Origin of the sequence: Microbacter margulisiae, assembly GCF_014192515.1 — a bacterium.
GTDB classification, from domain to species: domain Bacteria; phylum Bacteroidota; class Bacteroidia; order Bacteroidales; family Paludibacteraceae; genus Microbacter; species Microbacter margulisiae.
Map to the genome: position 1 here is coordinate 380,912 of NZ_JACHYB010000002.1, position 21,515 is coordinate 402,426.

The following is a 21,515-nucleotide window of genomic DNA, read 5'->3' on the forward strand; positions in this document are numbered from 1 at the left end:
TATCTGCATTAATATGCAGAAACACTTCCCGTGCGACCTAAGATACGACCAGTTTTCATTAAACCGTCATAATGCCGCATTAATAAACGACTCTCAATCTGTTGTAATGTATCCAGTACAACACCCACTAAAATCAACAGAGATGTACCTCCAAAAAATTGAGCAAATGCCATACTTACACCCGCTATACGAGCGAAAGCAGGAAGAATCGCAACAAGTGCTAGAAAAAATGACCCTGGTAAAGTAATACGGGACATAATTTCATCAAGATATTCAGCGGTTTTCTTACCTGGTTTAACACCAGGAATAAACCCATTATTGCGTTTCATTTCTTCAGCCATTTGCGTTGGGTTAATGGTAATTGCTGTATAAAAATAGGTAAAAGCAATGATCAAAATTGCAAAAACAAAATTATACCAGAACCCTGTATTGTCTGTAAAGGCGCTAACAAACCCGGTTGCTGTGGCAGAGTGAGAAAAACCCACTAACGTAATTGGAATAAACATAATTGCCTGAGCAAAAATAATAGGCATTACGTTTGCTGCATTTACTTTCAGAGGAATATATTGTCTTACACCACCATATTGTTTATTTCCAACAACACGTTTTGCATATTGTACCGGAACTTTACGAGTGCCTTGAACTAATAGGATTGATAAACCAATAACGAACAATAAAGCGAGGATTTCAGCAATAAACATAACCAATCCCCCTGCAGCATCCGTTAGTCGGGAAGCAAACTCTTGGACAATAGCAGTCGGAAAACGTGCAATAATACCAATCATAATAAGGAATGAAATTCCGTTACCTATTCCTTTATCAGTAATACGCTCGCCCAACCACATAACAAACATACTACCTGCCGTTAAGATAATTACAGATGACACTTGAAACCACAATCCTTGTGGCATCGCTGCACCAGCCCTACCCAATTGAACACTTAAATTTACCAAATACGCAGGCGATTGAAACAAAAGAATTAATACCGTCAGATATCGGGTAATTTGATTCAATTTATTTCTACCACTTTCTCCCTCACGTTGCATTTTTTGGAAATAAGGAACCGCAATACCTAAAAGCTGAACTACAATTGATGCCGAAATGTACGGCATGATCCCTAAAGCAAAAACAGAAGCGTGAGAGAAAGCGCCTCCGGAAAACATATCTAGTAGTCCTAAAAGCCCACCAGAAGTTTGATTTTGCAAAGCTTCAAGATCAGCAGGATTAATTCCCGGCATTACGATATAAGAGCCAAAGCGGTATACCAACACAAATAAGATTGTGGTGATAAGCCGTTTGCGCAAATCTTCAATTTTCCAAATATTTTGGAGTGTTTCAATGAGTCTATTCATGGAAATTATAATTTTACGATGGTTCCACCTGCCGCAACAATTGCAGCTTCAGCTGTCTTGGAGAAAGCATGAGCTTCAATTTGCAAAGGAGAAGTTATCGCACCATTAGCAAGGATTTTTACTAAGTGTTTTTTGCCAATATATCCGGCTTCAATCAATTCTGATACTCCTATCTTTGTTAATTTATGCACATCAGCAATTGATTGCAAAGTTGATAAATTAATAGGTTTATATTCAACGCGATTCGCGTTTTTGAAACCAAATTTAGGCAATCGACGTTGTAAAGGCATCTGACCTCCTTCAAACCCGATTTTCTTTTTGTATCCTGAACGAGATTGTGCACCATTCAAACCACGGGTGGAAGTACCACCTAAACCGGAACCCGTTCCGCGACCAATTCTTTTTCTTGTTTTGACGGAGCCGGAAGCCGGCATTAAGCTACTTAAATCCATATTCTCAAATATATTATTCAGTTTACGATGACATTATTTTTCTACAACAACCAGATGTTTCACTTTTTCAATCATCCCTAAGATAGCAGGATTATCTTCATGTTCAACAACGGCATTTATTTTTTTCAATCCTAAAGCGGCCAAGGTCAATTTTTGACTCTTAGGGCACTTTATTTGACTTCTTACTTGTTTAATTTTTATCGTTGCCATAATCGTGTATAATTAACCTTTAAATACTCTTTCCAATGATACACCTCTATTTGTAGCAACTGTTGCAGCATCACGCAGTTCTGCCAGCGCCTCAATAGTTGCTTTTACCAAGTTATGGGGATTTGAAGACCCTTTAGACTTTGCCAAAACGTCTGTAACACCAACACTTTCCAATACTGCACGCATAGCACCACCAGCTTTAACACCAGTACCGTGAGAAGCAGGTTGAAGATATACTTCAGCTCCACCAAATTTAGCAACTTGAGCATGAGGTATTGTACCTTTTAAAACCGGAACCTTAATCAGATTTTTCTTAGCGGCCTCAACGCCCTTTGCTATAGCAGCAGTTACTTCACTGGCTTTTCCCAAGCCCCAGCCAACAATACCATCTTCATTACCTACAACAACAATTGCAGCAAAGCTGAAAGCACGTCCACCTTTGGTAACTTTCGTAACACGATTAATGGCGACTAATCTGTCTTTTAATTCTAAATCGTTGGTTGATTTTACTCTATTATTTATTCCTGCCATAGTAATTAAAATTTAAGCCCTCCTTTACGTGCTCCATCTGCTAATTCTTTCACTCTTCCATGATACAAATAACCATTACGGTCAAACACAACAGTAGAGATACCTTTTGCAACCGCAATTTGAGCAATCATTTCTCCGACTTTTGCAGCTTGTTCTTTTTTGGTCATTTTATCTTTAATAGACAACGAAGATGCTGCAGCAAGTGTCTTATTAGCATTGTCGTCTATTATCTGAACATAAATTTGTGCGTTACTTCTAAACACGGACATACGAGGTTTTTCTAAATTCCCCGAAATTTTTCCTCTGATTCGTGTCTTTATCTTTATTCTACGATCATTTTTCTGTGTCATAGCTATTATTTTTTCAAATATTATTTTGCACCAGCTGATTTACCGGCTTTACGACGAACAACTTCTCCTACAAACCGGATACCTTTACCTTTGTAAGGTTCAGGCCTACGGAAAGAACGAATTTTAGCACAAACCTGACCTAGTAATTGCTTATCTGAGCATTCCAATATTACTAACGGATTTTGATTTCGTTCGCTTTTCGTTTCTATCTTTATTTCTGGTGGTAACATCATGTGAATATTGTGTGTATAACCAAGAGCAAACTCTAAAAGTTGTCCGTTGTTAGATACACGATATCCAACTCCTACCAATTCCATTTCTTTCCGATATCCTACTGATACACCGATCACCATATTATTAATCAAAGCACGATAGAGGCCATGCATAGCACGATTCTCCTTTTCGTCATTGGGACGGGAAACAATAACAGCATTATTTTCAACTGTTACGTTAATGTTAGGATTAATTGATTGAGAAAGCTCTCCCTTAGGTCCTTTAGCAGTAACAACATTATCTTTTACTGTAACAGTAACCCCCTGAGGTATTTGTATGGGTAATTTTCCTATTCTTGACATCTGCAATTTCTCCTCTTAATTAATAAACGTAACACAAAACTTCTCCACCAATTTGTAAATCACGCGCTTCCTTATCTGTCATAACGCCTTTAGACGTAGAGATAATAGCAATACCTAAGCCATTAAGTACTCTAGGTAATTCTTTGTGTCCTACATATTGACGAAGACCTGGAGTCGAAATTCTCTCAAGTTGTTTAATTGCATTGACTTTGTGAATAGGATCATATTTCAAAGCAATTTTGATTGTTCCTTGTGGACCATCTTCTACAAATTTGTAATTTAAGATGTATCCTTTGGAAAAAAGAATTTTTGTAATTTCCTTTTTCAAATTTGATGCCGGAACTTCCACTACACGATGTCCGGCTTTAATAGCATTCCGCAGTCTTGTCAAATAGTCTGCAATTGGATCTGTCATAAAATTGGGTTTAAATTAATCCGGCCTTCCCGGACAATATTTATCACTCTAATACTAAATACTTTGCTAAAAAGTCTTCCGCTCAAACATTAAAAATTTGACCGCACGACAAAAATAGTATTTTTTTTTGAATTTAACGTCATGAAATGCTATTTGAGCAAATCACTTTGTAAATTGCTAAATGTTACCAGCTTGCCTTCTTAACACCAGGAATCAAACCTGCTGATGCCATTTCACGAAATTGAATTCTCGAAATGCCAAAAATACGCATATAACCTTTAGGGCGTCCTGTTAGTTTACAGCGATTATGTTGACGCACAGGAGATGAATTTTTAGGAAGAGCTTGCAATGCTTCATAATTTCCTTCCTTTTTGAGTGCAGCTCTTTTGGCCTCATATTTTGTACACAATTGAGCTCTGCGCACCTCGCGTGCTTTCATCGATTCTTTTGCCATATCTATAAAAATTAATTTTGTTGCTTAAACGGTAAACCAAAATGTTTCAACAACGCAAAACCTTCTTCATCTGTTGGGGCACTAGTTACAAATGTAATATTCATACCTAACAAGCGAGAAATTGCATCAATATTGATTTCAGGAAAAATAATTTGTTCCTGAATGCCTAATGTGTAATTACCACGACCATCAAATTTACTTTCAATACCCTTAAAGTCACGGATTCGCGGCAATGCAACACGGATCAATCTTTCAAGAAATTCATACATTCTATCGCCTCGTAAGGTAACACGAACACCAATAGGCATTTGTTTCCTAACTTTAAAGTTTGAAATATCTTTTCTTGAAACTGTGGCAACGGCCTTTTGACCAGTAATAGAAGTCATTTCGTTAATGGCTGTCTCAATAATCTTCTTATCAGCAACAGCAATCCCTAAGCCTTGGTTAAGAACAATCTTTTCCAAACGTGCTACTTGCATGATTGAAGTATAGCCAAATTCCTTCATTAAAGAAGGAACAATGTTCTCCTTATAATTATTTTTTAAACCGACAGTATTCATTTAATTTCCTCCCCTGATTTTTTAGCATAACGTACTAATTTTCCATCAGCATTCAATCTGCGGCCAACACGAGTAGGTTTCGTAGGATTTTTAGGATCAACTACATTGAGATTTGAAATATGAATGCTTGCTTCTTTTTTGATGATCCCTCCCTGCGGTGCTTGTGCATTAGGTTTGGTGTGCTTTGACACTAGATTTACACCTTCCACAATAGCCCTTTGTTTGTTTACTAGGACTTCAAGTACACGGCCTGTCTTACCTTTATCTTCACCAGTATTAACATAAACGGTATCACCTTTTTTGATATGTAACTTACTCATTGCTTATGTATTATATTAAAGGGTTAAAGAACTTCAGGCGCAAGAGAAATAATTTTCATATTGGTAGCACGAAGTTCACGTGCAACAGGTCCGAAAATACGACTTCCTCTCATTTCACCTGCATTGTTAAGCAACACACATGCATTGTCATCAAACCGGATATAAGAACCATCAGGGCGTCTTACTTCTTTTTTGGTACGGACAATGACGGCTTTCGACACGGTTCCTTTTTTCATATCACTCGATGGAATGACATTTTTTACGGCAACCACGATAACGTCTCCTAAAGTAGCATAACGTTTTCCTGTCCCACCTAAAACGCGAATAACCAAAGCTTCACGAGCTCCGCTATTATCTGCTACTGTTATTCTTGATTCTTGTTGTATCATAATTACTTAGCTCTTTCAGTTATTTCGACTACTCTCCACCTTTTCAATTTACTCAGTGGACGGGTTTCCATAATGCGAACGGTGTCTCCAATACCGCATTCGTTTTTCTCGTCATGAGCATGGAACTTCTTTGTCTTATTGACAAACTTGCCATAAATGGGATGTTTTTCCTTCCACTTAACAGCAACTGTAACGGTTTTATCCATTTTATTGCTGGTAACAACCCCAACTCTTTCTTTTCTTAAGTTTCTCGTTTCCATTTGACTCATATTATTGTGGATTATTTTCTCTTAGACGTAACTCAGTTGCAACACGCGCAATACGTTTACGAATATCACGAATTTGAGCTGGATTGTCAAGAGGAGAAATAGTATGATTCAACATTAAACGATTCAAAATCGCTCTGTCATTATCAATTCTTTCTTTTAATTCTTTGACAGTTAATTCCTTTATTTCTCTTGTCTTCATATTCGATTACATTGTTAAAGTTGAGTCAAAATCACGTCTAACAACAAACTTAGTAGTAACAGGTAACTTTTGAGCTGCTAAGCGTAAAGCTTCTTTTGCAATTTCAAAGGGTACTCCTTCTACTTCAATAATCATACGGCCGGGTGTAACTGGAGCCACGAACCCTTCCGGAGAACCTTTTCCTTTACCCATACGAACTTCTGCCGGCTTTTTGGTAATTGGTTTATCTGGGAAAATCCGGATCCAAATCTGACCTTGACGTTGCATATGACGGGTAACAGCAATACGTGCAGCTTCTATTTGTCGCCCAGTAATCCACTTCGATTGCAACGATTTTATGCCGAAAGAGCCGAATGCAAGCTGATTTCCTCGTTGGGCAACACCTTTCATGCGCCCTTTTTGCTGCCTTCTGAACTTTGTTTTTTTCGGTTGTAACATAAGTTTAAGAATTCAATGCGTTAGATATTATTTTTCTTTTTACGAACTCCTCCTCGACGGTCGGAACGTTCGTTGCGCTCATTACGAGGAGTACGATTGTTTGAGTTTTCTTTTGACGAAACAAATTGTGGAGCCAAATCAGGCTTATCATAAATCTCGCCTCTACAAATCCACACTTTTACCCCAATCAATCCAACTTTTGTCAAAGCTTCACCCAGTGCATAATCGATATCAGCTCTAAAAGTATGCAGAGGAGTACGGCCTTCTTTGTACATTTCAGAACGTGCCATCTCGGCACCATTGAGTCGCCCTGAAACCTGGACTTTAATACCTTCGGCTCCCATACGCATTGTTGAAGCAATAGCCATTTTAACTGCACGACGGTATGCAATTTTACCTTCAATCTGACGTGCAATATTGTTTGCAACAATCACAGCATCCAATTCAGGACGTTTAATTTCAAAGATATTGATTTGAACATCCTTATCTGTTATTTTCTTCAATTCTTCCTTCAACTTATCGACTTCCTGGCCGCCTTTACCGATAATGATTCCGGGGCGTGCGGTACAAACGGTAATGGTGATAAGCTTAAGGGTACGTTCGATCACTATACGTGACACACTTGCTTTGGCAAGACGGGCATGAAGGTATTTTCTGATTTTGCTGTCTTCTAACAGTGTATCACCATAATCATCACCACCATACCAATTAGAATCCCATCCACGGATGATTCCTAAACGATTGCTTATTGGATTAACTTTTTGTCCCATCTGCCACTTCTTTTGTTACGTTAGTACTCTTTTTTGTGTCAACATATAGCGTCACGTGATTTGAACGTTTACGGACTCTGTATCCTCTCCCTTGTGGGGCTGGACGTAACCGTTTCAACATTCTACCACCATCAACAAAAATTTCGCTGACAATCAAATCGGCATTTTCTGCTTTTTGTTCTGTCTTTTGCTCCCAATTGGAAATTGCAGAACGCAGTAATTTTTCCAATCTGTTTGAAGCTTCTTTAGTCGAAAACTTCAATACGCCCAATGCTTTATTCACTTCCATTCCGCGAACCATATCAGCGACCAAGCGCATTTTTCGGGGTGATGTAGGAACATCATTTAGTCGGGCAAAATATTGTGATCGAAGAGCTTCTTTCCTTCTTTCGGCTGAATTTCTTTTTCTAGAACCCATCTTTTTTAATATTGATTTATTTCAAGTAAATAAAATGGAACGGGTTATTTTCTATTACCACTATGGCCTCTGAAAGTACGTGTAGGAGAAAATTCTCCTAGTTTGTGCCCCACCATATTTTCGGTAATATAAACCGGTATGAATTTGTTCCCGTTGTGTACTGCAATTGTATGACCTACAAAATCAGGAGAGATCATCGAAGCGCGTGCCCATGTTTTGATAACCGATTTCTTCCCGGATTCATTCATAGTCAACACCTTCTTTTCAAGCTTTACATTAATGTAAGGTCCTTTTTTTAATGAACGACTCATAGTATATTTCTAGTTATGCGTTATTTTTTTCTTCTTTCGATAATATACTTGCTTGATTGCTTTTTAGGATGTCTTGTCTTATATCCCTTAGCCAACAAGCCCTTTCGAGAGCGTGGATGTCCACCCGAAGCACGACCTTCACCTCCACCCATTGGGTGATCTACAGGATTCATAGCAACACCGCGAACACGAGGACGACGTCCTAACCAACGCGATCTACCGGCCTTCCCTGAACTTTCAAGATTGTGTTCTGAATTACCAACACTTCCAACCGTAGCTTTACAAGAAGCTAATATTTTTCTTGTTTCGCCTGAAGGCAACTTAATGATTGCATATTTGTCTTCGCGTGAAGTCAATTGTGCAAAAGTACCTGCAGAACGAACCAATGCAGCACCTTGTCCAGGACGTAACTCGATGTTATGAATAATAGTCCCGAGCGGAATGTTTTGTAACGGAAGAGAATTCCCTACTTCAGGAGCTGCCTCAGCACCCGATAATAGGGTTTGACCAACTTGCAATCCATTTGGCGCAAGAATGTATCTTTTTTCACCATCAGCATAAAACAATAATGCTATCCTGGCTGTACGGTTTGGATCATATTCGATCGAATTAACCTTAGCTGGAATGCCATCTTTGTTACGCTTAAAATCAATTACTCTATATTTTCTCTTGTGCCCTCCACCGATATAACGCATGGTTCTGATCCCATCACTATTTCGGCCTCCAGACTTACTATAGCCTTGCACAAGAGATTTCTCCGGTACACTTGAAGTAATTGTATCAAATGTGCCGATAATTTTGTGTCTCTGCCCCGGTGTTACCGGGTTTAATTTACGTACCGCCATTTTTATGATTAGATATTGCTATAAAAATCAATTTTATCTCCTTCTTTCAACGTCACAATCGCTTTCTTATAGGATGATGTTTTCCCATTGATAACTCCACCTTTAGTAAAACGGCTTCTTTTTTTACTTGGCATAATCGCCGTATTTACAGAAGTAACTGTCACTCCATACATTTCTTCAATCGCTTTTTTGATTTCGACCTTATTGGCATTTTTATCAACACGTAAGGTGTAACGATTAAGCTTTTCTGTGATTGCTGTTGCTTTCTCGGTAACAACAGGTTTTATTATTATTGCCATCTATTTACCTCCTTATGCTTTAAATATTTGATCTAAACCGTTCAGCGCAGATTCAACAATGATCAACGATTTTGCATTCAGAATTTTGTAAGTATTTAATTCCGAAATGGTTGTCACGTTAACATATTGCAAATTACGAGCCGACAAATATACATTTTTATTTGCTTCTGGTAAAATGATAAGTGGCTTTTTACCTGCAACTTTCAAATTTTCCATTAAAGCAAGTATATTCTTAGTTTTTGGAGCTTCGTATTCCAATGAATTAACAACAACAATTGCAGATTCCAATGCTTTATAAGTTAAAGCAGACTTTCGTGCCAATTGTTTCAGTTTTTTATTGAGTTTAAAACTATAGTCTCTTGGAACTGGGCCAAAAACACGTCCGCCACCTACTAACACGGGAGAATTAATATCTCCTCTACGGGCTCCACCCCCACCTTTCTGACGGATAAGCTTCCGTGTACTTCCGGAGATTTCGCTTCTTTGCTTTGCCTTATGTGTGCCTTGTCTTCTATTAGCCATAAATTGCTTTATGTCCAAATAAATAGCATGGTCATTGGGTTTAATTCCAAAAACGGCATCATTCAAAGTAACCTTACTCCCGGTTTCTTTTCCTTCTTTGTTATATACGTTCAGTTCCATTACTTATTGATAATTACGATTGAACCTTTTGCCCCTGGAACAGAACCTTTGACAAGCAATAAATTATGTTCTGGGATAACTTTTAATACTTCTAGGTTTTGAACTGTTTTGGTATCTCCACCCATTCTTCCGGCCATCCTCATGCCTTTAACAACTTTCGATGGAAAAGAAGAAGCGCCCATTGATCCAGGGTGGCGTAAACGATTATGTTGACCATGCGTAGACTGACCAACTCCACCAAAACCATGTCTTTTTACTACACCTTGAAATCCTTTCCCTTTCGAAGTACCGATAACATCAACCCACTGGGTTTTTGTAAATAATTCAACAGTTAAAGCATCTCCTAATTTGTAGTCTCCTTCAAATCCTTTGAACTCAACCAAGTGCCTCTTAGGCGTTACTCCCGCTTTCTTAAAATGTCCTGCTTCTGGTTTTGTAGTATGCTTTTCTTTTTTATCCTCAAAACCTATCTGCAATGCATCATAACCGTCTAATTCAACAGTTTTTACTTGAGTAACAACACAAGGGCCAGCTTCGATAACAGTGCATGGAACATTTTTTCCATCAGCACTGAAAACGGAAGTCATTCCGATTTTTTTTCCAATTAATCCTGGCATTTCAAATAAATTTAATTATCACACTTTAATTTCTACTTCCACACCACTTGGCAACTCAAGCTTCATTAATGCATCAACTGTTTTTGCAGTTGAGCTATAAATGTCAATAAGACGCTTGTATGTAGCCATTTCAAACTGTTCACGGGCTTTCTTGTTGACAAAGGGAGAACGTAAAACAGTAAACACTCTTTTGTGTGTTGGCAATGGAATTGGTCCACTAACCACAGCACCTGTCGCACGAACAGTTTTTACAATCTTTTCGGCTGATTTATCAACCAAATTGTGATCGTACGATTTTAATTTAATTCTAATCTTCTGACTCATTGTTTTTAATTATTAATAATAGCACCTTCGATTGTTGTTAAGAGTCATTTGCTAACCACTCACGAAATGTTGCTGCGTTGTTTATAATAAATCTACTCGTCCTTTTGCTTCAGCTACCACTGTCTTTGCAATAGCACTGGATACTTCTGCATAATGAGAAAACTCCATAGATGAAGTTGCCCGTCCAGAGCTAATTGTACGCAATGAAGTAACATAGCCGAACATCTCTGCTAAAGGCACTTTAGCTTTCACGATACGAGCACCGGTTCTGCTTGATTCCATTCCTTCTACCTGGCCGCGACGCTTATTCAAATCGCCAATGACATCACCCATATTTTCTTCAGGAGTAACCACTTCGATTTTCATAATAGGCTCGAGCAATACTGGATTTGCCTTAGCACATGCACTTTTATAAGCAATTTGTGCACAAATTTCAAATGATAGCTGATCGGAGTCTACGGGATGGAATGAACCATCGATAACTGTCACCTTCAGAGAATCAAGAGGAAATCCTGCCAAAACACCATTTTTCATAGCAGCAGCAAAACCCTTTTGAATAGCCGGAATATATTCTTTAGGAATGTTACCACCTTTAACCTCATCAACAAATTGCAAATTGCCTTCAAATCCTTCATCAATCGGACCAACTTTTACAATAATGTCTGCAAATTTTCCACGACCACCGGTTTGTTTTTTGTAAACTTCACGAAGCTCAACAGTTTTGGTAATAGCTTCTTTATAGGAAACCTGAGGACGCCCCTGATTACATTCTACTTTAAATTCACGGCGTAAACGATCGATAATAATTTCAAGATGCAACTCACCCATTCCTTCAATAACAGTCTGACCTGTATCTTCGTTGGTTTTCACACGGAAAGTTGGATCTTCTTCTGCTAATTTGGATAATCCCATTCCAAGTTTATCCATATCTTTTTGAGTTTTAGGCTCAACTGCGATGCCAATCACCGGTTCTGGAAAATCCATAGATTCAAGTACTATGGGATGGCTTTCATCACACAGTGTATCTCCTGTCCGAATATCCTTAAATCCTACGCCTGCGCCAATATCTCCTGCGCTGATAAACTCCTTAGGATTCTGTTTATTGGAATGCATTTGGAACAAACGGGAGATGCGCTCCTTTTTGTCAGAACGAGAGTTGTAAACATAAGAACCAGCATCTAATTTACCTGAATAGACACGGAAAAAGCAAAGACGGCCAACATAAGGATCAGTAGCAATTTTAAATGCTAATGCTGTTAGAGGTTCGCTTTCGTCCGGCTTACGAATAATTTTATGATCTGGGTCAGACGGATCAGTTCCTTCGATTGACTCAGTATCCAATGGGCTTGGCAAATATGCACAAACAGCATCCAAGAGTGGTTGTACTCCTTTATTTTTAAAAGAAGAACCACAAATCATAGGATTAATCTGCATAGCAATAGTTCCTTTACGAATAGCTTGCTTGATTTCGTCTTCTGAGATAGATGCCGGATCATCAAAGAATTTTTGCATCACGAGATCATCACACTCAGCTATTTTTTCAAGCATTTTATCGCGCCATGTTTCAGCCTCAGCTTGTAAATCAGCAGGAATAGGTTCTAGAGAATAATCTGCCCCCATACTTTCATCATGCCAATAAATAGCTTTCATCTGAATCAAATCAATACAACCTTTGAATTTTTCTTCGGCACCGATTGGGATCTGAATCGGACATGGATTTGCGCCTAAAACATCTTTTACCTGACGTACTACTTCATAAAAATCGGCTCCTGAACGGTCCATTTTATTTACATATCCGATACGAGGAACATTATATTTATCAGCCTGTCTCCAAACAGTTTCCGATTGAGGCTCTACTCCACCTACTGCACAAAATGTAGCAACAGCACCATCCAGTATCCGCAAAGAACGTTCTACTTCAACAGTAAAATCCACGTGCCCCGGAGTGTCAATCAGATTAATTTTATAATTATTATTCTGGTAATTCCAAAACGTGGTTGTAGCAGCAGAAGTAATGGTAATACCCCTTTCCTGTTCTTGCTCCATCCAGTCCATTGTAGCAGCTCCGTCATGCACTTCACCAATTTTGTGAGTCAATCCGGTATAGTACAATATTCGCTCAGACGTTGTCGTTTTACCGGCATCAATATGAGCCATGATGCCAATATTGCGTGTATAATTTAAGTCTTGTTTTGCCATTAGTTTGTTATTTTCGTAAAAAATACATCGTTTTGAGGTGTATCTTCATGTATCGTATTAGAGGTTAGAACCTGAAATGCGCAAATGCACGGTTAGCTTCTGCCATTCTGTGCATATCTTCTTTACGTTTGAACGCACCACCTTGATTGTTGTAAGCATCAACAATTTCAGCAGCTAGTTTTTCAGCCATTGATTTTCCGCCACGCTTGCGGGAATATAAAATAAGATTTTTCATTGAAATAGACTCCTTACGTTCTGGACGTATTTCGGTAGGAACCTGAAAAGTAGCACCACCTACACGACGGGATTTTACTTCAACCTGTGGTGTAATATTATCTAGTGCCTTTTTCCAAATATCAAGCGGAGTCTTTTCTTCGTTGGGAAGTTTTGCTTTTACCAGCTCTAAAGAGGAGTAAAAGATATCGAATGCTACACTCTTTTTACCATCATACATGAGATGATTCACAAATTTAGTAACCATCACTTCTGTAAACATCGGATCCGGTAAAATGATCCGTTTTTTTGGTTTCGCTTTTCTCATTGTTAAGTCAAAATTTTGTTTGTTTTGGTTGTTTGTTCTGTCACTTCAAAAGTCCCTCCGGACAATTTACTCAACCTTCAATGGCTAATTGTTCATTTTGCCATTGTAAAAGAACATCAATCGCGAACGAGCTTCTTGTTATTTTTTGCCTCCTTTTACAGGAGCTCCTTTTGCAGCTTGCCCAGGTTTTGGACGTTTAGCGCCATATTTTGAACGACGTTGAAGGCGACCATTCACACCGGCAGCATCCAAAGTTCCTCTCACAATGTGATAACGAACACCAGGTAAATCTTTCACACGACCTCCGCGCACCAGTACAATGCTGTGTTCCTGTAAATTATGACCTTCACCCGGAATATATGCATTCACCTCTTTTTGATTGGTCAACCGCACACGAGCAACCTTACGCATGGCAGAATTTGGCTTTTTAGGAGTCGTCGTGTAAACACGTACACAAACGCCACGTCTTTGCGGGCAAGAATCTAACGCCGGAGCTTTACTTTTATCACCCAACGTAGCCCTTCCTTTTCTAACTAATTGCTGAATTGTAGGCATCTTAACTGATTATTTATTACTTAAAAGTTAGTTGTATCCATTCCAAATTGGGCTGCAAAGTTAGAACTAATTTTTTATATTACAATGAGATGTTGAGACTTTTTCTAAAACTTTCTTGTCTCACTTCTTATGCATCATACGCGATCATTAAGGCAATCATTAAAAATTATTCTGTTTAGAAAGAAAAATACGCGAAAATCTTCCCGCAGATTTTCGCGTATATATGCAATAACAATTTATTATATAAATATTTAACAACAAGAAAAAAGCTGACAGTTATGATGCTCAATTGAGTTTCAGCAAAGCATCTTTTATCCGTTTCATGGCTTCTATCAACAAATCATCAGAAGCAGCATACGAGAGACGAATACAATTAGGAGCCCCAAAAGCATTTCCACCAACACAGGCAACATGTGCCTCTTCTAATAAATAAAATGATAAATCAGCACCCGAAGCAAGTTTCTTGCCTTGAAAACTTTTCCCTAAATAAGCGCTTACATCTGGAAAAAGATAAAAAGCTCCTTCTGGATTATTGACCTTCACGTCCGGAATTTCTTTACATAAATCCAGCATCAGATCGCGACGACGTTCAAACGCTATGCGCATGGTTTCCACACAAGCCTGATCTCCGGTGTAAGCAGCTTCAGCAGCCTTTTGGGCAATGGAATTAGGAGCTGAGGTGTATTGTCCTTGCAATTTATTACAAGCAGCAACCACCCACTGAGGAGCAGCAATCCAACCAATACGCCAGCCGGTCATAGCATAACCCTTTGAAACTCCATTTACAATAACTACGCGATCACGTACGTTCTCAAATTGAGCAATGCTTTCATGTTTTCCTACATAATTAATATGCTCATAAATTTCATCTGATATAATGATAACATTCGGGTGTTTTGCCAATACTTCTGCCAAAGCTGCAAGTTCTTCTTTATTATAAACGCTACCTGTAGGATTAGATGGAGAGCACAAAATCAACGCCTTAGTACGGAGAGTGATGGCATCTTGCAACTGTTGAGGTGTCATTTTAAAATTATGCTCAATATCAGTATTTACCACAACATTTGTACCTTCCGCTAATTTGACCATCTCGACATAACTAACCCAATACGGAGCTGGTACAATAACTTCATCACCGGCATTAACCAAACTGAGCAACACGTTACAGATCGATTGTTTAGCTCCTGTAGAACAAAGAATTTGCTCCGGTTTGTATGTTAAATGATTCTCTTGCTCCAGTTTAGATGCAATTGCTTTGCGCAGTCCCAGAAAACCAGGTACTGGAGAATAAAAAGAAAAATTGTGATCAATAGCTTCTTTAGCAGCTAATTTTATGTGATCCGGGGTATTAAAGTCGGGTTCACCGACACTTAAATTAATCACGTCAATACCCTGAGCCTTTAATTCGGCACTACGTTGTGACATAGCTAACGTTTCGGATGGAGATAAAGCTTCAAGCCGTTCTGACAAGTTGTTCATATTTGTGACAATTAAAATTAACCAGGAAGAATAATTACAGGCTCAATTGCCTGCTTAGCAGTGTACAAAGATAATTATTTTTCCCCGGTTGAAATCAGATGAAGCATTCGAAAATCATTTTAAGGCTCAGTCTTGAACAGCTGAATCCTAAATAAAAGACGCAACAGAATCACTGACAGACAAGGTTATACTATTATAAACCAAGCAATAAGTTCTATCGAACATCTAAATTGACCAACTAATAGAATTAGAGATTTTTACAGTTGCCAGAAACAAAATGAACATTTAATGGGATTGATTATTCATTTTTCTAAACATTTGACACACAAAAAACTCCAATTCACTTACTATTTGGCACCATATTTATTGGTTTGATAGAAAATTGACAATAACACTATCACCATGAGACGGAGCATTTAACGATAGTGTAAACAGATGAGTAGAAGCGTTCAGAGAAAGAATTCCCCGGCTAACTTTAAAGGGGTGTTCGGAATAACCTCGTAACACAATAGTTCGTTCGCCGGCAAAAATCACCTTTACCTGCAATTGATGGTGCATTGACAAGATCGAAGCAATACGTTTTTTCCCGGTGGATGCTATCTTGCCAGCATCGCCAAAGAATGCAATCCCCGATTGGGTAACCGGCGCAACAATGTAGTACGTGTAATTTGCCGGAGGAAGCATCGAGTGGAAGAGATCATCAGATGACAATAATTCTACAACATGTCGCGACGGATCAAAAACTGCAATGCGCCCCTTAAAGCCCAATTCTGAAGGGCGGAAAGCAATTGTCCGACTGGTCATAATGCCATCTGCAAAAGCGAGAACATATCCTGTTCTGATCTTATCATGCTGAGTGTATGTATAGGCCAATAACGGAGCCTTTTCTCCCCTTGCTATTTGAATATAATCGGAATCAAGAGGCAATAATGGAATATCAGGTTTCACCAAAACGCCGTCAGCACGACAGGCCAACATAATATTTGCTTTATCTTCTTTTCCTATCGCATCTCCAATTCCAACAGGTCCGGCTGATAAAACCGACACAATCATATTATCGGTCTCCTGGCTCTTAAACACGTCGCACCATGGCCATATGCCCATCTCATACGCTAATTGCGAAGTAAAAATAAACCATTTCCATTTTTTAGGTTCAAAGCGATCATTGCTGGTACGAATCGTAGTTAGATTATTATATTGCACGCCTTGCAGAAAAAAACGGGGCATCGCCATACAATATTGAAGGGTAATGCCATCATTCTGGGCGGCATGAGCCATATTATCAGTAAATCTATTTCCCACAGAAAGTGTCGAAATCATTTCAGGACTCTTGTCATAAATATAATTCAGCCAATCCTGTTCGTAACATATCACACCAGCTTGTTTCAAATAACCCATTCTGTCTTTCCAGTATTGAGGATCAATTGCAGCATATCCCGAAATTGTGTAATGTAAATGATATGGACTACGCGGATCAATCCACCGATTATGTGTAACCAATGGCAATCCCAATGCTTTTTGGAAAGCACTCAATCCATGAGGAAATAAAAAAGGGTCGGCTGTATATTCCATTAACCCTCCATAACGATTCCACGCTCCAGAAGGTAAAGAAGGATTCTTGTGATCGGCATCCGGACGCCCATCCGGGTCATAAATTGATTTTTCATACCACCAACTATCCAGCTGCATATATCCCAACGGAATACCTTCTTGCTTGTAACGTTGTTGCAAAGCCAATAAAGTACCAGCATATCCTTTCTGAGGATCATATTGATAGTAATAATCAGCGCCATTATCCGTCCAATAGCCAAAACGGTTTAACAAAGCTCCCTGGTCATTGGCTGGACGTTTTTTATGATAAATCGTTCTTAATGCTTTTCCCCACACATTCCATGTATGTCTTATGCCCCGATCAATGACCAAAATCGTGGAATGGGAAAAACCGGATGGAAACTGTGTAATTTCTGGATTCAATCCACTGGTAATATTTGTCCTGCCATCACCTGTAAGTTTGGCAACAATAAAATCAGAAGCGGGAGAAATGACGTAAGCATTATCTTGTGCGTCAAAAAACAACCACGGAGTAGAAGTTTGTTCCAATGAAAATATGGGAGCAGCAAAAACATCATTCTTATAACTAAAGCTATATAATGAATCAGGTAAAGAGGTAAAGTCGGGAAAAGAGACAATTGGACGCTTTGCTCCATGAGGTAACGTAAGCGTAAACATCACAATCGGTAAAGATGGATACCAACGAATTGTGCCAATATAATTAACTTGATTTTTCCACTTAAAACTAACCATTTTATAATGGCCTATAGAATCTTGACCTTGTAAAAAGGTTACATCAGACATTGGTTGACCGATAGTACCTTGAAATGTCCAATTTCGCATCGGAGCAAACACAGTATACTCTCCTGAAGAAGCATCAACACTCACATTAACAGGCATATCAGACGAATTGACTGCCATCAGATTCATACTTTGCAATAGAAAAATAACACTTAATATCCAAAAAGCTTTCATATATGTATTCTTCTTTTTTTACACTAAAGATAGATAGAACTGGCCACAACAATCATCTATTTGAATATGAGTTATTTTATAGATCGTGTCAACAAGATAATTGTTTCTCTTATGTAATTAAAATTTCACAAGTAGAAAAACTTGCTGATATACAATAAAAAAGCAGTATAATATTTTGATCAAGCCACTGATTTTCAACAACTTTATGTCGCACAAAAAAACCAAAATAACATGTTGCGAGACAAAGATACAATAATACTTTCAGAAATAAACGACCTTTTTACTTAAAGTGAGAAAGCAACGGGAGCAATGTTCAGTTTCATACGTTTATGTCTTTAAAAGTTGTCGTATAAAACTTGAATTCTATATCTGATACTTTGGATCATTCAACCATTTCAGAATCTTATTCTGGGCGTAGCTTAATCCTTCGCTAAAAGTTATTGCCGATTATCAATAATGATTGCACACTAGTGTCCCATTAAAATTGGGGCGAAATTAAAAATCAAATAAATTTGGCTCATTAAGCCTAAAACGATCTTTGTCATTTTGAAATTTAGTTCTCTCGAAGAGGTCCCGAAGATGAGTTTTATCAGTTAATGACATACTCAATATCTGCAAGACCTCATAGGTACTTCTATCAAGTTGTATGTCTTTTTGGACAATTGCAACCAGACAGTAAGTACATATAGCCACGTAGATTTGAATCCGAACTGCGTTTTCAGTTGTACCCCAGAATTTCTTTATTTTCAGATGTTGTTTCAACCATTTGAAGAACAGCTCGATTTGCCAGCGGTTCTTGTAAAGTTCGGCAACATGAAGAGCTGAAATATGCATCGCATTGGTTAAGAAAACAAACTCACGTTCTTGTTCTTCATCCCAGTATCTGACCAAACGAAGAGTTCCCGGATAGTATTGACTTGGATAAAATCCCGTCAATTCAATCATCACATCTGAAAGCACATTTTTCGGTACTCTGCGTCTCCATTTGATGGATTTGTATTGCAGGTTCTTCTTGGCTCTAACAACAAAGAAAGCTTCTATCTGATGAATCTTATACAGCATTTTGAAGCTGTTGTATGCTCTGTCAAATATATAATATGATCCTGATTCATACGGAATTTCTTTCATTGCCTTTGAGTCATGTACCGACGCCTCGGTAATATGAAAGAAAGCTGGACCTGTGTTTCTACATCATACAATGTATGCACTTTGATTCCGCCTTTTTTCTTGCGAAACTTCGCCCACCAGAATACGGAAAGGCGCAAGTCAATCGTTGTTGAATCGAAAGCGTAGACATTACCACCAAGTTGGAAGATATCAGAAACTCGTTTCTCTCTGGTTTGGGTTATCAGGTAGTAAGCATACTCTTCAAAAATGTGATAATCTCTGTCTTGATTGGCTCTTGCCAGAGATGATTTTGAAACATTTTTGCCAAAACCCAAATGATAAGATTTGGAGTGATGAGCATCAAGTGCAACAATCAAATCTCGTAAACTTTCTCGGTTGGACAGTTGTCCGAACATCAGAGCAAGTAATTGATTCCAGCATGTGAAATGCTTTACATATTTGTCACCATCGAACTTGCGAACAATGTAGCTGAACTTATTCCGATCCAAGAAAGAGGCTAGCTGGGCGAAAACGTATCTTTCCTTATGCATTTGCAAATCTGTTTAAGTATTGCAAAAGTGCAAACTGAAATCCGTTTAATCGAAAAAACCCAGTAATGAACTAAATTTCAAATATTTCAAAGAACTTCCTTAGATTTTAATGGAACAGCAATGACTTTATAACATTGACAAGAGCAAAAAAACAAGGCTACCTCACAGAAATAAGACAACCTCATTTTAAATCCAACAATTTCTTTAGCTTGTTTATTGATCAGTTTTTAGTTTCAGTCAAGTTTCACGATTATCTGTGTAAACGAGTGAGCCGGAAAGGTATAACTAAACTCGTTCCCTTTGGTTTTTAACTTTTTTGTAACCGGAATATATTGATCCCGCTTATCAAAAGTATACGGGGCTTCAAGATCATGACTGTCAATTTCGGTCACAGAGGCTTCGCCCGCAAAATTACCCGAATGACTTACAAGCTCTGTTGAGACTGGTTTTTCTTTATGACGGTTCACGACATTGAATATCAATGAGCCGGAATTTTTGTTATAAACACAGGTGACATCCAAATAGGGAATATCCTTGTAATAGCCACCCGTACTGAATGTGTCACACTTTACCAAAGCATTCAAAGAGGTTCCTCTACAATTATTGGAAAACAATTTGAAAGTATAAAAGCTGGGCGTTTTGAAGAGTTGTCCATTTTCGCTTCGTGCTAAAATAGAAGTCAACATCGTATAATTGCTCATTTTAACGACGTCGGCATGCCGGATAAATGAATTGAAGTATTGCGCCATTGCAAGTGTGGGGAGTAGTCCTTTTCCAAAAGGAGCCCATTCATCGAAAGCAATATAAATCGGCTTTGTCATCATATATTTTGACCGGATAACCGAGATAATATCAGCTGTCGTGGTTATCTTTCGTTCTATATCCATTGCCCCTTGTCCCATATAGGTATAATAGTTGGGAGAATTATCCCAATAACCATGAATAGAGACATAACTGGCAATATTTCTCAATCCCGTGATCACCTTCCGGTTCCAATCCACCCATTTTCCATCAGGAGCATAATAGGCCGATCCGCTAATAATAAACGACAAACTATCATCTACATCTTTCATAATCTTGGCAGCTTCCGTAGCAAACTTGATATAATCTTCCGCATCTTTATGACCTATGATCCACGGCTCACCATCTACCTCATTACCGAGATCCCAATATTTTACCCCGTATGGTTTCGGATGCCCGTATTTGGCTCGAAGGTCAGGATAATAACTCCCCGGCTCCAAATTACAATATTCTACCCAATGCGCTGCTTCATCGAGCGTACCTGTCCCGGCGTTAATACACATGATATTCTCCGTGCCAATAGCTTTATTCAATTCGATCCATTCATCAGTGCCCACCTGATTATTATCATTAAATCCCCAGGCAAGTTCTTTAAGTACAGGACGTTTATCCTTAGGACCAATACCATCTTTCCAATGATAATCAGCCGTATAATTCCCTCCCGGCCAACGCATATTTGTTATTTGCAACTCCTTTGCTGCGTCAATATAACGCGTATCAAAACCATCCTTGTTTGCAAACGAAGAGCCGGGATCATACAGGGTTCCATACATGGTATTCACTGGGCGTTGATTTGCATTCGCTCCATGGCCGCTAAAGCCAATTGGTTCCATGAAAACGCCGTAAATATTAGGATCGATCGGGCCGATAACCCGGGCCGTATCAACCGTTATCCGTGCCATTTGAGCAGACATCGCCAATGGCAAAGCAAAAGCAAGTAATAACAATTTAGTTTTCATACGTAAGTCATTTAATTTTAAAAGTATTTGATATTTTATTTGAGAAATCGAATAACA

General features: G+C 38.5%; 29 protein-coding genes and 1 pseudogene. All 30 read right to left on the reverse strand.

The features are described from left to right. Positions 1 to 8: 8 nt before the first annotated feature. The 30 genes and pseudogenes from secY to FHX64_RS10920 all read right to left on the reverse strand — a co-directional run bounded on the left by secY (position 9) and on the right by FHX64_RS10920 (position 21,458). Positions 9 to 1,352: a preprotein translocase subunit SecY gene (secY, locus tag FHX64_RS10775; RefSeq protein ID WP_183413856.1), complete on the reverse strand. Its 1,344-nt coding sequence runs from the start codon at positions 1,350 to 1,352 to the stop codon at positions 9 to 11. 5 nt (positions 1,353 to 1,357) lie between these two features. Beyond that, the gene (gene rplO / locus FHX64_RS10780) at positions 1,358 to 1,804 is read right to left on the reverse strand and encodes a 50S ribosomal protein L15 (protein WP_183413857.1); all 447 of its coding nucleotides are present in this window, start codon (positions 1,802 to 1,804) and stop codon (positions 1,358 to 1,360) included. 33 nt (positions 1,805 to 1,837) lie between these two features. Beyond that, positions 1,838 to 2,014, reverse strand: a complete 177-nt coding sequence (gene rpmD, locus FHX64_RS10785; protein ID WP_183413858.1) for a 50S ribosomal protein L30 — start codon at positions 2,012 to 2,014, stop codon at positions 1,838 to 1,840. A 12-nt stretch (positions 2,015 to 2,026) separates the two neighbouring features. Beyond that, the gene (rpsE, locus tag FHX64_RS10790) at positions 2,027 to 2,545 is read right to left on the reverse strand and encodes a 30S ribosomal protein S5 (protein ID WP_183413859.1); all 519 of its coding nucleotides are present in this window, start codon (positions 2,543 to 2,545) and stop codon (positions 2,027 to 2,029) included. Between the two features lie 5 nt (positions 2,546 to 2,550). Continuing rightward, positions 2,551 to 2,895, reverse strand: coding sequence for a 50S ribosomal protein L18 (gene rplR / locus FHX64_RS10795; protein ID WP_183413860.1), 345 nt, complete (start codon positions 2,893 to 2,895; stop codon positions 2,551 to 2,553). A 20-nt stretch (positions 2,896 to 2,915) separates the two neighbouring features. Continuing rightward, positions 2,916 to 3,470 carry a 50S ribosomal protein L6 gene (rplF, locus tag FHX64_RS10800; RefSeq protein WP_183413861.1) on the reverse strand — a complete coding sequence of 185 codons (555 nt, stop codon included), beginning with the start codon at positions 3,468 to 3,470 and terminating at the stop codon, positions 2,916 to 2,918. A gap of 19 nt (positions 3,471 to 3,489) precedes the next feature. After that, positions 3,490 to 3,885 (reverse strand): 30S ribosomal protein S8, encoded by a 396-nt coding sequence (rpsH, locus tag FHX64_RS10805; RefSeq protein ID WP_183413862.1) that lies wholly within the window; start codon positions 3,883 to 3,885, stop codon positions 3,490 to 3,492. Positions 3,886 to 4,069: 184 nt separating this feature from the next. After that, positions 4,070 to 4,339: a 30S ribosomal protein S14 gene (gene rpsN, locus FHX64_RS10810; RefSeq protein WP_183413863.1), complete on the reverse strand. Its 270-nt coding sequence runs from the start codon at positions 4,337 to 4,339 to the stop codon at positions 4,070 to 4,072. A gap of 11 nt (positions 4,340 to 4,350) precedes the next feature. Continuing rightward, positions 4,351 to 4,899 (reverse strand): 50S ribosomal protein L5, encoded by a 549-nt coding sequence (gene rplE, locus FHX64_RS10815; RefSeq protein WP_183413864.1) that lies wholly within the window; start codon positions 4,897 to 4,899, stop codon positions 4,351 to 4,353. Beyond that, on the reverse strand, positions 4,896 to 5,219 hold the full coding sequence (gene rplX / locus FHX64_RS10820) for a 50S ribosomal protein L24 (protein WP_183413865.1): 324 nt from the start codon (positions 5,217 to 5,219) through the stop codon (positions 4,896 to 4,898). Before rplX ends, rplE begins: the two co-directional genes overlap by 4 nt. A 23-nt stretch (positions 5,220 to 5,242) precedes the next feature. Further along, entirely contained in the window at positions 5,243 to 5,608 is a 366-nt protein-coding gene (gene rplN / locus FHX64_RS10825) for a 50S ribosomal protein L14 (protein WP_183413866.1), read from the reverse strand. A 2-nt stretch (positions 5,609 to 5,610) separates the two neighbouring features. Beyond that, positions 5,611 to 5,868 carry a 30S ribosomal protein S17 gene (gene rpsQ / locus FHX64_RS10830; protein WP_183413867.1) on the reverse strand — a complete coding sequence of 86 codons (258 nt, stop codon included), beginning with the start codon at positions 5,866 to 5,868 and terminating at the stop codon, positions 5,611 to 5,613. A 10-nt stretch (positions 5,869 to 5,878) separates the two neighbouring features. Beyond that, positions 5,879 to 6,076, reverse strand: a complete 198-nt coding sequence (gene rpmC / locus FHX64_RS10835; RefSeq protein WP_183413868.1) for a 50S ribosomal protein L29 — start codon at positions 6,074 to 6,076, stop codon at positions 5,879 to 5,881. A 6-nt stretch (positions 6,077 to 6,082) separates the two neighbouring features. Next, positions 6,083 to 6,514, reverse strand: a complete 432-nt coding sequence (gene rplP / locus FHX64_RS10840; RefSeq protein ID WP_183413869.1) for a 50S ribosomal protein L16 — start codon at positions 6,512 to 6,514, stop codon at positions 6,083 to 6,085. Between the two features lie 20 nt (positions 6,515 to 6,534). Continuing rightward, the gene (gene rpsC / locus FHX64_RS10845; RefSeq protein ID WP_183413870.1) at positions 6,535 to 7,284 is read right to left on the reverse strand and encodes a 30S ribosomal protein S3; all 750 of its coding nucleotides are present in this window, start codon (positions 7,282 to 7,284) and stop codon (positions 6,535 to 6,537) included. Continuing rightward, positions 7,268 to 7,702, reverse strand: coding sequence for a 50S ribosomal protein L22 (rplV, locus tag FHX64_RS10850; protein WP_183413871.1), 435 nt, complete (start codon positions 7,700 to 7,702; stop codon positions 7,268 to 7,270). Before rplV ends, rpsC begins: the two co-directional genes overlap by 17 nt. Before the next feature lie 44 nt (positions 7,703 to 7,746). Then, a complete protein-coding gene (gene rpsS / locus FHX64_RS10855; RefSeq protein ID WP_183413872.1) occupies positions 7,747 to 8,013 on the reverse strand; it encodes a 30S ribosomal protein S19 in 267 nt (88 codons plus the stop codon). A 20-nt stretch (positions 8,014 to 8,033) separates the two neighbouring features. Further along, positions 8,034 to 8,858 (reverse strand): 50S ribosomal protein L2, encoded by an 825-nt coding sequence (gene rplB, locus FHX64_RS10860; protein WP_183413873.1) that lies wholly within the window; start codon positions 8,856 to 8,858, stop codon positions 8,034 to 8,036. An 8-nt stretch (positions 8,859 to 8,866) separates the two neighbouring features. Further along, positions 8,867 to 9,157, reverse strand: a complete 291-nt coding sequence (rplW, locus tag FHX64_RS10865; protein WP_183413874.1) for a 50S ribosomal protein L23 — start codon at positions 9,155 to 9,157, stop codon at positions 8,867 to 8,869. A 12-nt stretch (positions 9,158 to 9,169) separates the two neighbouring features. Further along, complete coding sequence (gene rplD, locus FHX64_RS10870) at positions 9,170 to 9,799, reverse strand: 50S ribosomal protein L4 (protein ID WP_183413875.1); 630 nt, start codon at positions 9,797 to 9,799, stop codon at positions 9,170 to 9,172. After that, a complete protein-coding gene (rplC, locus tag FHX64_RS10875; RefSeq protein WP_183413876.1) occupies positions 9,799 to 10,416 on the reverse strand; it encodes a 50S ribosomal protein L3 in 618 nt (205 codons plus the stop codon). Before rplC ends, rplD begins: the two co-directional genes overlap by 1 nt. An 18-nt stretch (positions 10,417 to 10,434) precedes the next feature. Further along, positions 10,435 to 10,740, reverse strand: coding sequence for a 30S ribosomal protein S10 (rpsJ, locus tag FHX64_RS10880; protein ID WP_183413877.1), 306 nt, complete (start codon positions 10,738 to 10,740; stop codon positions 10,435 to 10,437). A gap of 81 nt (positions 10,741 to 10,821) precedes the next feature. Beyond that, on the reverse strand, positions 10,822 to 12,939 hold the full coding sequence (fusA, locus tag FHX64_RS10885) for an elongation factor G (protein WP_183413878.1): 2,118 nt from the start codon (positions 12,937 to 12,939) through the stop codon (positions 10,822 to 10,824). Between the two features lie 64 nt (positions 12,940 to 13,003). Then, on the reverse strand, positions 13,004 to 13,480 hold the full coding sequence (rpsG, locus tag FHX64_RS10890) for a 30S ribosomal protein S7 (RefSeq protein WP_183413879.1): 477 nt from the start codon (positions 13,478 to 13,480) through the stop codon (positions 13,004 to 13,006). Between the two features lie 138 nt (positions 13,481 to 13,618). Then, positions 13,619 to 14,035 carry a 30S ribosomal protein S12 gene (gene rpsL, locus FHX64_RS10895; protein ID WP_183413880.1) on the reverse strand — a complete coding sequence of 139 codons (417 nt, stop codon included), beginning with the start codon at positions 14,033 to 14,035 and terminating at the stop codon, positions 13,619 to 13,621. A 285-nt stretch (positions 14,036 to 14,320) separates the two neighbouring features. After that, entirely contained in the window at positions 14,321 to 15,514 is a 1,194-nt protein-coding gene (locus tag FHX64_RS10900) for a pyridoxal phosphate-dependent aminotransferase (RefSeq protein WP_183413881.1), read from the reverse strand. A 363-nt stretch (positions 15,515 to 15,877) separates the two neighbouring features. Beyond that, the gene (locus FHX64_RS10905; RefSeq protein WP_183413882.1) at positions 15,878 to 18,040 is read right to left on the reverse strand and encodes a hypothetical protein; all 2,163 of its coding nucleotides are present in this window, start codon (positions 18,038 to 18,040) and stop codon (positions 15,878 to 15,880) included. A gap of 495 nt (positions 18,041 to 18,535) precedes the next feature. Continuing rightward, a pseudogene (locus tag FHX64_RS10910) lies at positions 18,536 to 19,165 on the reverse strand (IS4 family transposase); the annotation flags it as partial. Further along, positions 19,165 to 19,698 carry a DUF4372 domain-containing protein gene (locus FHX64_RS14470; protein ID WP_425487968.1) on the reverse strand — a complete coding sequence of 178 codons (534 nt, stop codon included), beginning with the start codon at positions 19,696 to 19,698 and terminating at the stop codon, positions 19,165 to 19,167. The gene FHX64_RS14470 and the pseudogene FHX64_RS10910, both read right to left, overlap by 1 nt. A 233-nt stretch (positions 19,699 to 19,931) precedes the next feature. Further along, complete coding sequence (locus tag FHX64_RS10920) at positions 19,932 to 21,458, reverse strand: alpha-L-arabinofuranosidase C-terminal domain-containing protein (protein ID WP_183413883.1); 1,527 nt, start codon at positions 21,456 to 21,458, stop codon at positions 19,932 to 19,934. Between the last annotated feature and the right edge of the window lie 57 nt (positions 21,459 to 21,515).

Bases quoted from the DNA above. Each gene is read 5' to 3' on its own strand.
- secY (WP_183413856.1), bottom strand. From the start codon at position 1,352: ATGAATAGACTCATTGAAACACTCCAAAATATTTGGAAAATTGAAGAT.
- rplO (WP_183413857.1), bottom strand. From the start codon at position 1,804: ATGGATTTAAGTAGCTTAATGCCGGCTTCCGGCTCCGTCAAAACAAGA.
- rpmD (WP_183413858.1), bottom strand. From the start codon at position 2,014: ATGGCAACGATAAAAATTAAACAAGTAAGAAGTCAAATAAAGTGCCCT.
- rpsE (WP_183413859.1), bottom strand. From the start codon at position 2,545: ATGGCAGGAATAAATAATAGAGTAAAATCAACCAACGATTTAGAATTA.
- rplR (WP_183413860.1), bottom strand. From the start codon at position 2,895: ATGACACAGAAAAATGATCGTAGAATAAAGATAAAGACACGAATCAGA.
- rplF (WP_183413861.1), bottom strand. From the start codon at position 3,470: ATGTCAAGAATAGGAAAATTACCCATACAAATACCTCAGGGGGTTACT.
- rpsH (WP_183413862.1), bottom strand. From the start codon at position 3,885: ATGACAGATCCAATTGCAGACTATTTGACAAGACTGCGGAATGCTATT.
- rpsN (WP_183413863.1), bottom strand. From the start codon at position 4,339: ATGGCAAAAGAATCGATGAAAGCACGCGAGGTGCGCAGAGCTCAATTG.
- rplE (WP_183413864.1), bottom strand. From the start codon at position 4,899: ATGAATACTGTCGGTTTAAAAAATAATTATAAGGAGAACATTGTTCCT.
- rplX (WP_183413865.1), bottom strand. From the start codon at position 5,219: ATGAGTAAGTTACATATCAAAAAAGGTGATACCGTTTATGTTAATACT.
- rplN (WP_183413866.1), bottom strand. From the start codon at position 5,608: ATGATACAACAAGAATCAAGAATAACAGTAGCAGATAATAGCGGAGCT.
- rpsQ (WP_183413867.1), bottom strand. From the start codon at position 5,868: ATGGAAACGAGAAACTTAAGAAAAGAAAGAGTTGGGGTTGTTACCAGC.
- rpmC (WP_183413868.1), bottom strand. From the start codon at position 6,076: ATGAAGACAAGAGAAATAAAGGAATTAACTGTCAAAGAATTAAAAGAA.
- rplP (WP_183413869.1), bottom strand. From the start codon at position 6,514: ATGTTACAACCGAAAAAAACAAAGTTCAGAAGGCAGCAAAAAGGGCGC.
- rpsC (WP_183413870.1), bottom strand. From the start codon at position 7,284: ATGGGACAAAAAGTTAATCCAATAAGCAATCGTTTAGGAATCATCCGT.
- rplV (WP_183413871.1), bottom strand. From the start codon at position 7,702: ATGGGTTCTAGAAAAAGAAATTCAGCCGAAAGAAGGAAAGAAGCTCTT.
- rpsS (WP_183413872.1), bottom strand. From the start codon at position 8,013: ATGAGTCGTTCATTAAAAAAAGGACCTTACATTAATGTAAAGCTTGAA.
- rplB (WP_183413873.1), bottom strand. From the start codon at position 8,858: ATGGCGGTACGTAAATTAAACCCGGTAACACCGGGGCAGAGACACAAA.
- rplW (WP_183413874.1), bottom strand. From the start codon at position 9,157: ATGGCAATAATAATAAAACCTGTTGTTACCGAGAAAGCAACAGCAATC.
- rplD (WP_183413875.1), bottom strand. From the start codon at position 9,799: ATGGAACTGAACGTATATAACAAAGAAGGAAAAGAAACCGGGAGTAAG.
- rplC (WP_183413876.1), bottom strand. From the start codon at position 10,416: ATGCCAGGATTAATTGGAAAAAAAATCGGAATGACTTCCGTTTTCAGT.
- rpsJ (WP_183413877.1), bottom strand. From the start codon at position 10,740: ATGAGTCAGAAGATTAGAATTAAATTAAAATCGTACGATCACAATTTG.
- fusA (WP_183413878.1), bottom strand. From the start codon at position 12,939: ATGGCAAAACAAGACTTAAATTATACACGCAATATTGGCATCATGGCT.
- rpsG (WP_183413879.1), bottom strand. From the start codon at position 13,480: ATGAGAAAAGCGAAACCAAAAAAACGGATCATTTTACCGGATCCGATG.
- rpsL (WP_183413880.1), bottom strand. From the start codon at position 14,035: ATGCCTACAATTCAGCAATTAGTTAGAAAAGGAAGGGCTACGTTGGGT.
- FHX64_RS10900 (WP_183413881.1), bottom strand. From the start codon at position 15,514: ATGAACAACTTGTCAGAACGGCTTGAAGCTTTATCTCCATCCGAAACG.
- FHX64_RS10905 (WP_183413882.1), bottom strand. From the start codon at position 18,040: ATGAAAGCTTTTTGGATATTAAGTGTTATTTTTCTATTGCAAAGTATG.
- FHX64_RS14470 (WP_425487968.1), bottom strand. From the start codon at position 19,698: ATGCATAAGGAAAGATACGTTTTCGCCCAGCTAGCCTCTTTCTTGGAT.
- FHX64_RS10920 (WP_183413883.1), bottom strand. From the start codon at position 21,458: ATGAAAACTAAATTGTTATTACTTGCTTTTGCTTTGCCATTGGCGATG.